10 protein-coding genes are annotated in these 12,183 nt (G+C 66.3%); all 10 read right to left on the reverse strand.

Annotated elements, in window-relative coordinates:
* Positions 1–259 precede the first annotated feature (259 nt).
* Entirely contained in the window at positions 260–1,579 is a 1,320-nt protein-coding gene (hslU, locus tag CA2_RS00690) for an ATP-dependent protease ATPase subunit HslU (protein WP_042411663.1), read from the reverse strand.
* A gap of 122 nt (positions 1,580–1,701) precedes the next feature.
* Complete coding sequence (gene hslV, locus CA2_RS00695) at positions 1,702–2,247, reverse strand: ATP-dependent protease subunit HslV (protein WP_042411461.1); 546 nt, start codon at positions 2,245–2,247, stop codon at positions 1,702–1,704.
* Positions 2,248–2,316: 69 nt separating this feature from the next.
* Entirely contained in the window at positions 2,317–4,002 is a 1,686-nt protein-coding gene (locus CA2_RS00700; RefSeq protein ID WP_169741433.1) for an STAS domain-containing protein, read from the reverse strand.
* 42 nt (positions 4,003–4,044) lie between these two features.
* On the reverse strand, positions 4,045–4,761 hold the full coding sequence (dksA, locus tag CA2_RS00705; protein WP_245620852.1) for an RNA polymerase-binding protein DksA: 717 nt from the start codon (positions 4,759–4,761) through the stop codon (positions 4,045–4,047).
* A gap of 186 nt (positions 4,762–4,947) precedes the next feature.
* Positions 4,948–6,060: a CobW family GTP-binding protein gene (locus CA2_RS00710; protein WP_042411464.1), complete on the reverse strand. Its 1,113-nt coding sequence runs from the start codon at positions 6,058–6,060 to the stop codon at positions 4,948–4,950.
* Positions 6,061–6,279: 219 nt separating this feature from the next.
* Positions 6,280–8,682, reverse strand: a complete 2,403-nt coding sequence (locus tag CA2_RS00715; RefSeq protein ID WP_042411467.1) for an EAL domain-containing protein — start codon at positions 8,680–8,682, stop codon at positions 6,280–6,282.
* Between the two features lie 173 nt (positions 8,683–8,855).
* Positions 8,856–9,797 carry a tyrosine recombinase XerC gene (locus CA2_RS00720; RefSeq protein WP_042411470.1) on the reverse strand — a complete coding sequence of 314 codons (942 nt, stop codon included), beginning with the start codon at positions 9,795–9,797 and terminating at the stop codon, positions 8,856–8,858.
* Positions 9,798–9,807: 10 nt separating this feature from the next.
* Positions 9,808–10,512: a DUF484 family protein gene (locus tag CA2_RS00725; RefSeq protein ID WP_042411472.1), complete on the reverse strand. Its 705-nt coding sequence runs from the start codon at positions 10,510–10,512 to the stop codon at positions 9,808–9,810.
* On the reverse strand, positions 10,509–11,387 hold the full coding sequence (gene dapF / locus CA2_RS00730) for a diaminopimelate epimerase (protein ID WP_042411475.1): 879 nt from the start codon (positions 11,385–11,387) through the stop codon (positions 10,509–10,511). The genes CA2_RS00725 and dapF overlap by 4 nt, the downstream gene beginning before the upstream one ends.
* A gap of 202 nt (positions 11,388–11,589) precedes the next feature.
* Positions 11,590–12,180, reverse strand: coding sequence for a BPSL1445 family SYLF domain-containing lipoprotein (locus CA2_RS00735; protein ID WP_042411478.1), 591 nt, complete (start codon positions 12,178–12,180; stop codon positions 11,590–11,592).
* Positions 12,181–12,183: the final 3 nt, after the last annotated feature.

The raw sequence follows: 12,183 nt of genomic DNA on the forward strand, positions 1-12,183 counted from the left end.
TCACCACTTAATTGCACTTTTTTGCACTGTAGCAGCAATTTGATCCGGCGCCACCCGGAAAAGCACATGCTTTTGCAATGAAATCAACGACTTAGAAATTGCAAACTTGTGAAAGCTCGCAAAAAACCCATTGAATTCAATCACTTAGCCACTCATCGAAAAGCAGCACTCGTCCTACGCACCATTTACGTTCTTTATCAAAACAAATCCCCCCAGGCGCCATGGCAACGCGCGGGGGGATGGGGAGGCTGTTTTTTAGTTACAGGATGTATCTGGACAGGTCTTCATCCTGGCTCAGCATCTGCAGGCGCGCATCGACGTACGCAGCATCGATGGTGACCGTCTGGCCTGCCAGCTTGACGGCATCGAAGCTGACTTCGTCCAGCAGGCGCTCCATCACCGTGGACAGGCGGCGGGCCCCGATGTTCTCGGTGCGCTCGTTGACCGTGAAGGCCGTGTGGGCCAGGCGGGTGATGCCATCGGCGGTGAAGGCCAGGGTGACGCCTTCCGTCTCCAGCAGCGCCTGGTACTGCTTGACCAGGGACGCGTGGGTCTGCGTCAGGATGGCCTCAAAGTCCTGCACCGACAGGGAATCGAGCTCGACCCGGATCGGGAAGCGCCCTTGCAGCTCGGGAATCAGGTCGCTGGGGCGCGACAGGTGGAAGGCCCCGGAGGCGATGAACAGGATGTGGTCGGTCTTGACCATGCCGTACTTGGTGGACACGGTCGTGCCCTCAACCAGGGGCAGCAGGTCGCGCTGCACGCCCTGGCGCGAGACATCGGAACCGCTGGTTTCCTGGCGCGTGGCCACCTTGTCGATCTCGTCGATGAAGACGATGCCGTTCTGCTCCAGGTTGGCCAGCGCGCGCGACTTGGTCTCTTCCTCGTTGACCAGCTTGGCCGCCTCCTCGTCGATCAGCTGCTTGAACGCCTCCTTGATCTTGAGCTTGCGCGTCTTGCGCTTGTCCTGGCCCATCTGGCTGAACAAGCCGCGCAGCTGCTCGGCCATCTCTTCCATGCCCTGGGGGCCCATGATCTCCAGCTGGGGCCTGCCCTCTGCCAGATCGATCTCGATCTCCTTGTCGTCCAGCTGGCCCTCGCGCAGCTTCTTGCGGAAGATCTGGCGCGTGCTGCTGTCGGCGGGCACGGCGTCGTGCGTGCGCGCCTGCGGCAGCAGCACATCGAGGATGCGCTCCTCTGCCGCATCTTCGGCGCGCATGCGCAGCTTCTTCACCTCGCCCTCGCGCGCCTGCTTGACGGCGATCTCGGCCAGGTCACGGATGATGGAGTCCACATCCTTGCCCACGTAGCCGACCTCGGTGAACTTGGTGGCTTCGACTTTGATGAAGGGCGCATCGGCCAGGCGCGCCAGGCGGCGTGCGATCTCGGTCTTGCCCACGCCCGTGGGGCCGATCATCAGGATGTTCTTGGGGGTGATTTCCTGGCGCAGGCCATCGGCGACCTGCTGGCGACGCCAGCGGTTGCGCAGCGCGATGGCCACGGCGCGCTTGGCACCGGCCTGTCCCACGATGTGCTTGTCCAGCTCGGAGACGATTTCCTGGGGGGTCATGGAGGACATGGTCAAAATATCCATCAAATCTGGCTTTGACGCTTATGCAGCAAGCGCCAACAGCTATCAATTATTCAAATTCCACGCGCCAATGGCGTACGACGGTGCCGTGGCCGGCCAGCGGACCGCGCTCACAGCGTCTCGATGGTGTGGTTCATGTTGGTGTAGATGCACAGCTCGCCGGCGATTTCCAGGGACTTCTTGACGATGTGCTCGGCCGACAGTTCGGTGTTGTTCAGCAGCGCCTTGGCCGCCGAATGGGCGTAGGCGCCGCCCGACCCGATCGCCACGATGCCCTGCTCGGGCTCCAGCACATCGCCGTTGCCGGTGATGATCAGCGAGGCCGTGTGATCGGCCACGGCCAGCATGGCTTCCAGCTTGCGCAGCACGCGGTCGGTGCGCCACTCCTTGGTCAGCTCGATGGCGGCACGCGTCAGGTGGCCCTGGTGCTTTTCCAGCTTGGCCTCGAAACGCTCGAACAGCGTGAAGGCGTCGGCCGTGGCGCCGGCAAACCCGGCCAGCACTTTGCCGTGGTAGAGCTTGCGCACCTTGCGCGCCGTGCCCTTGACCACGATGTGGCCCAGGGTGACCTGGCCGTCGCCGCCGATCGCGACCTGGATGCCTTCGGGCGTCTGCCGACGCACGCTGATGATGGTGGTGCCGTGATACTGTTCCATAGCGACTGCAGATGGGGCCGGCATGCGGTTTTGCAAGCGCGCCGCTGCCACTTTTTACACATCCGCCGATCAGGCGGCGACGGCCTGCACGGTGGCGTGCTCGTGGATGCCGATGATGTGGAAGAACTCCGCCACCAGCTGGTGCAGCTGCGTGAAGCGCAGCTCATGGCCGTGGTTCTGCATCTCGGCCGCCCAGTTCAGCACGCTGCCGGCGGCCACAAAGTCCAGGCGGATGAGGTCGGCACAGGAAATCTCCAGCACCTGCCCGCGGCGCGCCTGGGCGCCCAAGGCGTCCAGCCAAGGCTGGGCATCGCCTTCGATCACACCGGCCAGGCCCTGCCCCACCGGCATGGCCCCAGGGATTTCGCCTTCCTGCGGCAGCACCGCCCCCGCCTGCACCGACTGCAGGGAGGCCTCGTGCAGCACCGAGACATCGGCCTCGCCCTCTTCCTGCACGATGCAGTGGCACGCCGGCTCCACCCAGGACGGTGGCGACACCTCGTAGGTCACGCAATAGTCCAGCGCCACCTGCTCGTAGGCATCCATGCGGTACACCAGGCGCAGCACCGCCATGCGCAGCAGCCACCAGGCTGCCGGACGGTGCGACTCGCCCACGGCGGTCTGTTGCTCCAGCAATTGCAGCAACTTGCCGGCATCGGACAGCACGAACTGACCCTCGCTGTCGGCCCAGGCCGTGCACAGCCGGGTCAGCGGCTGCAGCGCGGCGTCGTCGATGGCCACCAGCCGCAGCCAAGACATGCACCAGGGCTGGGGCGCATCCTCTTGGGACGCGCGCAGGGCCGTGACCGCGCCCACGGTCAGCAGCGCAGGGCTGGACCACAAGAACTGGCGCTTGCCGGGGTCCTTGCGCACCGCCCCCGCCAGGGCCGTCTGGCCCAGACGGGCCGGCAGGGAGGACCACAGCGGCGCTGAACGGCCAAAATGCTCGGCATAGTCGATCGCCAGGGGTTCGAAGGTGTCCTCGTCCCCGGTGGCGCGGCACCAGTCGAGCATGGCATGCCACAGCCGGCACACCTTGTCCTCATCCCGGGGCGTGGCACTGAGCGACTGCACCAGTTGCTCCAGCAAGCGGGTGCGGGCGCCTTCCAGGTCGCCATGGGCAAACAGGATGGCGGCTTCTTCCAGGTCCGGGTGGGGTTGGAACGCACGCACCACGGGTGGGGGCACCACCACGGGCGCAGCGACCACTGCTGCGGCAACCACGGGAGCCGCAGTGGGTATGGCCGGCGGTTCGGTCGCGACGGGGGCCGCCGCCTCCACGCCGGGGGCGGCCGGTTGCACCACGCTGTCTTCGCCCAGCACCGGCAGGCGGCTCCAGCTGCGGGCCGGGCCCCGCCGGCCGGCAGCTGGAGCCGCAGCCGCACCTGCCGCGGGCGGCTGGCGCCACCACTGGCCGGACATCTGGGCCTCGATCTCGTCGATTTTCTGCAGGGTGGCCGTGCTGCGCGTCTCCTGGCCCAGCAGCGAGGACAAAACCTCGGCCTCGCGCTCGGCCGCAGCATCGTGCACCTGGCCGATGGCCTGGTTGCGCTGGCGCAACTGCCGCAGCTGGGCAAACTCCTGCTGGCGGATGGCGTCGTTGCGGCGCTTGCGCGCCATGACCTCCTGCAGCGCCTCACGGGCCGTCAGACTGTCGGGGTCGGGCGGAGCGTCAGCCTCCGTGGCGGATGTCCCGCGCACGATGTGCATGACCTTACGAAAGAAACCGCCGGATTTGCCGCTGTCTGGTTGCATGATGCTGCGCATGAAAAACCGTGCACTGGGCACGGTCCTGAATCAATCTCCGAACATCTTCTGCTTGAGTTCGCGCCGCTGTTGCGCTTCGAGCGACAGCGTGGCGGTCGGGCGGGCCAGCAGGCGGGGGACGCCGATCGGCTCGCCGGTCTCATCGCAGTAACCATAGTCGCCGGCGTCGATCCGGGCAATGGCCTGTTCGATCTTTTTGAGCAGCTTGCGCTCGCGGTCGCGTGTGCGCAACTCCAGGGCGTGCTCTTCCTCGATCGTGGCGCGGTCGGCGGGATCGGGCACGACCACGGTGTCTTCGCGCAGGTTTTCTGCGGTTTCGCCGGCGTTCTGGTGCATGTCCTGCTTCAGCTTGACCAGCTTGGCGCGGAAATAGGCCTGCTGCACATCGTTCATGTACTCGTCATCGGACATGGCCACGATTTCAGCGTCGGTCAGTTCTTCGAGAGACTTGGTCTTCCAGTTGTTGGCGAGCTTGGGGTCGCGCTTGGTCACGATGGAAGTGGGCGCAGAAGTAGTCGTTGGCATGGTCTTGTTGGAAGCGGCCTTGGTGACTGCAGCAGGGGCTGCTGCAGTGGCCTTGGTTGGTTCATGGGTCACAGTGCGGGATGGGCTGCCCGCGGCGGTCTTGGCAGCAGCGGTGCTGGACTTGGCGGCCGTTTTCTTGGCGACCGGCTGGTCCTTCTGCTCAGCGGTGGTGGCAGCCACTTTGATGGTGGCTTTTTTCTTGCTCGTCTCGACTGCTGTCACTTCCTGTCTCCTCACAGTACTGGCACGGCCCCGTTGACGCCCCCTAGTGGCTGGAAGCTCCCGGGTTCTTCATTAGGGGCGCGATTGTATCGGTCAGATACTGCCATGCCCCCAAAGTTGCACATAACGCACAGACTTGTCTGGTTTAGCCCTGCCCTGCGCAGGGCAATGAAGACCCGCGCGGGCCTAGACCAGGCACTGATCCAGGCCTTGGCGCAGGATGTCTTGCGGCAGGTCAATCCCGATGAAGACCATCTTGCTCTGTCGTTTTTCATCCGCGGCCCACTCAGGGCCCAGGTCGCTGCCCATCAGCTGGTGCACGCCCTGGAAGATCACCTTGCGGGTGGTGCCGCTCATGTGCAACACGCCTTTATAGCGCAGCATCTTGGGGCCGTAGATGTTCACGATAGCGCCCAGGAAGTCCTCCAGCTTGGCGGGATCGAAGGCCTTGTCCGCACGGTAGACGAAGCTCTTCACATCGTCGTCGTGGTGATGGTGGTGCGGGTGGTGGCAGTGCTCACCATGCGCATGGTCGTGGCCGCAGTCAGGGCCGTGGTCATGGTGGTCGTGCGCATGCCCGTGCTCGCAGTGGCCATGGTCGTGGTCGCAATGGCTGTGGTCGTGCGCATGGTCGTGGTCGTCTTCCTTGAGGAAGTCGGGATCGATGTCCAGCTTGGCGTTCAGGTTGAAGCCGCGCAGGTCGAACACCTCGTTCAGCGCCACATCGCCAAAGTGCACGGCCTTGATGGGCGCGCGGGGGTTCATGTGCTTGAGGCGGTGGATCAGCGCCTGCTTGTCGTCCTCGGTCACCAGGTCGGTCTTGGACAGGAAGATCTGGTCGGCAAAGCCCACCTGGCGGCGCGCCTCCTGGCGGTCGTCAAGCTGCTGGTTGGCGTGCTTGGCATCGACCAGGGTCAGGATGGAGTCGATCAGGTAGGTTTCCGCGATCTCGTCGTCCATGAAGAAGGTCTGGGCCACGGGGCCGGGATCGGCCAGGCCGGTGGTCTCGATGACGATGCGGTCAAAGTCCACCAGGCCCTGGCGGCGCTTGGCGGCCAGCAGCTGCAGCGCTTCGCGCAGGTCTTCGCGGATGGTGCAGCAGATGCAGCCGTTGCTCATCTGCAGGATCTGTTCCTTGGATTCGGTGCGCAGGATGTCGGTGTCGATGTTTTCCTCGCCGAACTCGTTTTCGATCACGGCGATCTTCATGCCATGCGACTCGCTGAGCACGCGCTTGAGCAGCGTGGTTTTGCCCGAACCCAAAAAACCGGTGAGGATGCTGACGGGAATGAGTGCCATGGAAATACAACCTTGTCGCAATGCGCGCGCAACCGCGGCTGCGCTGCGCGGAAAGAGAAATCAAACCAGGGTGCCCAGACAGGGTGCCGGGCACCGAAGGCGGAAAGTGTAGCCATGCCGCGAAGCACGTGGCGCCACCAGGGGCGTGTGCATTCTGAAGGTTTTTGGCAGTAAACCCAGGCACAGCCAGCGCTATCAGCTATGAATATTCATAGATCTTCACGCCACCACCCGGTTTTCCAGCAGGCTGGCCATGGACGCCAGGTTCAAATCCCCCACCAGCACGCCGGTGAAACGCCCCTGCGGCCCGTGGATGGGCACGGCAATCGTCAGGCAGAAGTCCTCGGTGGCGCTGGACAGGTAGATGGGCGAGACAAAGGGCTGGCCGCTGTCGCGCACATGCACGAAGTAGGACTGGCTGCCGCGGTGGGCGCCGGCACCGCCGCCGCGGATGCGGCCGTACATGGCCGGGTTGATCCAGTTGGCGCAGATCTGCTGGCCATCGGCGTCCAGCTCGAACAGCACCTCGAAGAAGGGGTAGGCCTTGAACACATGGTCCAGCGCATGCGCGTCCAGCCCGCGCGGCTCCTGCAGCAGGCGCTGCAGGATGTCCAGCACCTGCACTTCCCAGCCGGACATGCTGGGACTGCTGCTCTCGGGCTGGACCACCCGGGGGTGGGCCGCCTCCACCACAATGACGTTGCCGCCCGAGGTCTTGCCCACCTTCTTGAGCTTGGCGGCGCGCGCCGAGGCCTCCACGCTGTCCTGGGGCATGCCGGTGCTGCCGTTGACGCAGGACACGGACATGCTGGCCACGGGGTGGGCCTCGCCGTCCTCGGTGACGAAATAGCCGCGCTGCAGGTCCTCGGTGTCGTACAGGTGCCGCGCCAGGGCATGGAACTGCGCCATGGCGCGCTGCAGCTGCGGAATCAGCAGGGCCACGGGGTGGTCGAACAGCACGATGAAGTCATCGCCGCCGATGTGGCCCAGGATGCAGTCCGGGCTGCTGGCGAACACGTGGCGCAGGATTTCGGCCAGCGTGCGGATCATGGCGTCGCCGCGCACAAAACCATAGCGGTCGTTGAAGGCCTTGAAATGGTCCAGGTCGATGTAGACCAGCTCCAGCATGCCGTGCTTGCGCGCAATCCGCATGTCGATGGCCTGGCGCAGCGTGGGCCCGGTCGGCAGCTGCGACAGCGGGTGCAGGCTGGCGCCGTGCTCCTGGCGCGCCAGCAGGTGGGAGACCAGCATCATCGGCTCCAGCGTGCCGATGTAGCAGCCGCGCTCGTCGACCACGGCCCAGGGGGCGGCGTCCATGCGCTCCAGGTACAGGCGCCGGGACAGGGCCGTCAGCCCGATGTTGTAGGGCAGCATGCGCTGCAGCGGCTGCGCGCCCTGGGCCACGGTGCGCAGGCCGGGCGAGAGCGCCCTGCCGCGGTGCAGGACGCCCACCGGATGCCCGGAATCGGTCAGCATGCACCAAGGCAGGTCGGGCGTGTCGCGAAACGCCTGGCGCACCAGCGTCAGCGGGGTCTGGATGTCGAAGGACGGCGGGGTCTCGATCACGTCGGTGATGGAAAACCGGTCCAGCCGCGCCATGGCGACCGTTTTGTCGGCCGTGGGCAGGGCCAGGCTGCCCCGCAACGGTGCATACGCCGGCTTGGCAAACAAAAAGCCCTGGACCAGATGGATGCCCAGCGAGCGGCAAAAGGCCACGTCCTCCTGGCGCTCCAGGCCTTCGGCGACCACGATGGAGCCCAGGCGCTCGGCCATGGAGACCAGGGCCTCCAGCAGCACCGAGCGCACCCGGCTGCCGCGCGCCTGGTGCACCAGGCCCCGGTCCACCTTGATGAAGTCCGAGCGCACCATGGCCAGCACCGACAGGCAGTTGAAGCCGGCGCCCATGTCGTCCAGCGCAATCCGCAGCCCCTGGGAGCGCAGCGCGTCACAGCGCTGGGCCAGGCCTGCGGGGTCGACCTGCTCGCTCTCGACCACCTCGATCACCACCTCGTGGTGCGGTATATCCAGGTCGTGCAGCCACTGCAGGAACTGGCTGGCCCAGGCCGGCTGCAGCAGGGTGGACGGCAGCACGTTGAGGAACAGGATGGCGCCGGGCTCCAGGTCGGCCACCTTGCGCTGCAGCGCCTTGTACTGCAGCGCCACGTCCAGCGCGTCCAGCCGGCCCAGGTGGCGCGCCAGGGTGAAGGTCTCGTAGCCCGACAGCAGCTCGCCCTGGGGGGTGCGCAGCCGGCACAGGGCCTCGTGGGCATAGATGCGCCCGCCGTCGGCCAGATCGACGATGGGCTGGAAGTGCACCTCCACGTACTTGTCCATGCCCGCCTGCAGCCAGGGGTAGCGCAGCCGCGTCAGCAGCACCATGAAGGGCACTGCGTTGTCCAGCAGCAGGGCCGGCGACTGCTGGTCCGCCACGCGCACCACCGCCACCAGGGTCAGGGCCAGCACCTCGGCCTCGGTCTCCTGCGCCAGCTGGTCCATCACGCCCTGCAGCGCATCCGGGTGCGGCAGGCGGAACACCCAGACATTGCGCCCCATGCGCATGCCGTGCAGTCGGGCCCAGACCCGGGGAATGTGGTGACCTTCGTATTTCAGGAGCAGTTCCATGACGCCATGCCGCAGATTTGTATAAATCTGTAAAAAGCAAAATTTGCACCACCTGCCGCTGGAGAAAATGTGAGCACGTTGCGCTTATAGCGATAGATGATCCAGCGCAAAAACACCTGAAAGTCATGAAGAATCAGCGCTGACAGCTCCTGTTCAAGGAGCCCCCCCCCGCCTCAGGGCGATTTCTTGCGCGCCCGCGGGTGGGCCTGCTCATAGGCCTGGGCCAGGTGCTGGAAGTCCAGCCGCGTATAGACCTGCGTGGTGGTGATGTTGGCGTGGCCCAGCAGCTCCTGCACAGCGCGCAAATCGCCGCTGGACTGCAGCACATGGCTGGCAAACGAATGGCGCAGCACGTGCGGGTGCACAGCAGCCGCCAACCCGGCCTGCTGGCTGCGCTGGCGCAGGCGCAGCCAGATGGTCTGCGGCGTGATGCGCGCGCCTCGCACGCCCAGGAACAGGGCCGGCGCACTCCAGCCGGCCGCAAAGCGCGTGGGACGGATCGCCAGCCAGCGCTGCACGGCGGCGCGCGCCGGCGCCCCCACGGGCACGCTGCGGCGCTTGCCGCCCTTGCCGGTCACATGCACCAGGCCGGCCTGCAGGTCCAGCCAGCCCAGGCTGTCGCCGGCCTGCACATCCAGGTTCGCCAGCTCGCTGACGCGCAGACCGCTGCTGTACAGCAGCTCGGTCATGGCCGCGTCGCGCGCTTCTTCCCAGGGATCGGCTTCCGGGTTGCGGTAGTCCGCCAGCTGCACGGCGGCGTCCACCCCCAGCGCCTTGGGCAGGGGCTTGGGCGTTTTCGGCGCGCGGATGCCCTCGACGGGGTTGCGCTCCACCCAGCCCTGCCAGGCCGCCCAACGGAAAAAGCCGCGCCAGCACGACAGCCACAGCGCAATGCTGCGGCCATGCCGGCCTTTGGCGTGCAGGCTGGCCACGAAGCGGCGGATGTGCTGGGGCTGCAGCGCCAGCACCGCGGGCCCGGCCTCGGCCGCCAGGGCCTGCAGCTGCTGCAGGCCTTCGGTGTACAGGGCCACGGTGCGCGCGGCCAGCCGCCGCTCGCTGGCCACATGCTGCAGGTAGGCCTGCAGTTGCGGCGCGAGCGCGGCGGTGTCGGCCATGCGGAGGGACTCAGTTGCCCGCAGGCATGACGCGCAGGCGCCCCAGGGCGGCGCTGGCCTGTTCGGCAATCCGCGAGAGGAATTCCGTGCCCATGGTGGCATCGAAGCGCAGCGGATCGGTCGAACCCAGCACCAGCAGGCCGAAGGCGGGCGACTGGCTGTCGTTGGGGCCTTCGCGCAGCGTCAGCAGCGCCAGGGACTGCACCGCGTCGGGCTTGGGCAGCCAGGCCGTGGGCTCAAAGCCCAGGTTGGGGCCGCAGAACGGCATGGTCAGCGAGGTGGCGAAGGCCTTGGCGTCCTCGCTGACGCCCATGGTGAACATCGAGCCCAGGTAGGGACCGGCGACGCCCCAGACGCGGATGCCCACCTGGGGCACGTCGAACTCTTTCTGGATGCCTTCGGCAATCGCGTGCGGCAGCTGGCGCACGTCGGACACCGCCGCCAGGGCACAGCTCCAGCGGTGGATCTTGTGCGCGATGGCCGAGTTCTCGCTGCTGTTGCGCACCATCTCCATGATGCGCTGCTCCAGCCCCTTGATCTTGTCGCGCAGCATCTCCGCCTGGCGCTCCTGCAGGCTCACGGCACGCTGGCCATGACCGCTGCTGAGCTGCACGCTGGTCAGCATTTCGGCATGGCGCTCAAAAAACTCGGGGTGCTGCAGCAAATAGTCGGCAATGCTGGCTTCATTCATGGCGGGTGTATCGATGCTGTTCATAGTTCGTCAGGAAGATGGATCTGGCCTTCAAACACGGTGGTGGCGGGGCCGGTCATCAGCACGGCATCCTGCGCGCCGCCGGCCCATTCGATGGTCAGCAGGCCGCCGCGAGTATGCACGTCCACGCGGTGATCCAGTTCACCCAGAAGGATACCGGCAACCACCGCCGCGCACGCCCCGGTGCCGCAGGCCAGCGTCTCGCCGGCCCCACGCTCGAACACGCGCAGCTTGACCGCCGTGCGCGACAGCACCTGCATGAAGCCGGCGTTGACACGCTGCGGAAAACGCACATGGGTTTCGACCTGCGGCCCGACCGTGGCTACCGGGGCGCTGTCCACGTCCGGCACCAACTGCACGGCGTGGGGGTTACCCATGGACACGACCACCACCTGCACCTGGGACACCGGGGCCGGGGCCTGCAGGACCAACGGCCACACCAGGGCCTGACCCTGGCGCTGCTCGGGCAGCCCGCTGGCGTCGAACGGCACACGGGCCGGCTCCAGCACGGGCGCGCCCATGTTGACCGTGACGCGGCCATCGGCGGCCAGCGCCGGCGCGATCACACCGGCCAGGGTCTGCACCCGGATCACGGTCTTGGGGGTCAGGCCCTTGTCGTGCACGAAGCGCGCAAAGCAGCGGGCACCGTTGCCGCATTGCTCCACCTCGCCGCCATCGGCGTTGTGGATCACGTATTCAAAGTCCACCCCTTCGGTGGGCGCAGGGCGCACGGTCAGAATCTGGTCGGCACCGACGCCGAAATGGCGGTCCGCCAGGAAGCGGTAATGGGCCGGCGTCAGCCCCAGGCGGCCCTGGGTTTCGTCGAGCACGACAAAGTCGTTGCCAGCGCCTTGCATTTTGGTGAAGCGGATGTGCATAGCAGTGCAGCGGTTGAGCAATGGTTTCAGCGCGGTCCGCGCGCACCCCGCCCACGGGGGGCACACTGGACCCAAACCCCGGCATCCTACCCCCCAAAACCTGGCCCTGCAGGCACCCTGTCAGACAAAGCACGGCCCACCCCCCGGGTTCGGCATAAAAAAAGACCGGCAGGGCCGGTCTTGGGGGTGCCGCACGGGGCGCTTACATGCTGATCTTGCTGATCTTGCTGCCGTTGACCGACACGCCGGCTTCCAGCCCGGTGTTGTTCAGCACGTAGCTGCTGACCGGCGCGTTGGCCGTGGTGGTGTCGATGCCGCCATTGGCGCCGGCCTTGCCAACGGCCACATTGGCGTCCGCCCCGACGGACCAGCCATCGCTGTTCAAGAACTTGTTGTAGGCATCCTGGGCGCTGAACACATAGATGACGGCCTTGGACTGCCCCCCCGCCTGCCAGCCGATCGAGGCCGCCGTGGTGCTGTAGTAGCCGCGCGTGGTGCCGTTGGAGCGCAGCACGCACTTGCCGTGCTCGGCACCGATCACGAAGCTGCCGCCGATCACGGCCGGGCACACCAGCACGCCGCGCGATTTGGCCACCAACTCACGGGTGCCAGGCATGGCGCTATACAGGCGGTTGAGCGCCGCCGTGGCCTGGGACTCCAGCTCGGCTCGGCTGGAGGGTGCTGCCCCCTTGCCCTGGGTGTTGCCCGTGGTCGTACAGCCCACCATCGCCACGGCCGCCGCCGCCATGCCGGAAGCCAGCACCAGGGAACGCACAGAAAAAGACTTTTGCATAGG

It is taken from the genome of Comamonas aquatica NBRC 14918, from assembly GCF_000739875.1.
GTDB classification, from domain to species: domain Bacteria; phylum Pseudomonadota; class Gammaproteobacteria; order Burkholderiales; family Burkholderiaceae_C; genus Comamonas; species Comamonas aquatica.

Bases quoted from the DNA above. Each gene is read 5' to 3' on its own strand.
- hslU (WP_042411663.1), bottom strand. From the start codon at position 1,579: ATGTCCTCCATGACCCCCCAGGAAATCGTCTCCGAGCTGGACAAGCAC.
- hslV (WP_042411461.1), bottom strand. From the start codon at position 2,247: ATGGAACAGTATCACGGCACCACCATCATCAGCGTGCGTCGGCAGACG.
- CA2_RS00700 (WP_169741433.1), bottom strand. From the start codon at position 4,002: ATGCAACCAGACAGCGGCAAATCCGGCGGTTTCTTTCGTAAGGTCATG.
- CA2_RS00710 (WP_042411464.1), bottom strand. From the start codon at position 6,060: ATGGCACTCATTCCCGTCAGCATCCTCACCGGTTTTTTGGGTTCGGGC.
- CA2_RS00715 (WP_042411467.1), bottom strand. From the start codon at position 8,682: ATGGAACTGCTCCTGAAATACGAAGGTCACCACATTCCCCGGGTCTGG.
- CA2_RS00720 (WP_042411470.1), bottom strand. From the start codon at position 9,797: ATGGCCGACACCGCCGCGCTCGCGCCGCAACTGCAGGCCTACCTGCAG.
- CA2_RS00725 (WP_042411472.1), bottom strand. From the start codon at position 10,512: ATGAACAGCATCGATACACCCGCCATGAATGAAGCCAGCATTGCCGAC.
- dapF (WP_042411475.1), bottom strand. From the start codon at position 11,387: ATGCACATCCGCTTCACCAAAATGCAAGGCGCTGGCAACGACTTTGTC.
- CA2_RS00735 (WP_042411478.1), bottom strand. From the start codon at position 12,180: ATGCAAAAGTCTTTTTCTGTGCGTTCCCTGGTGCTGGCTTCCGGCATG.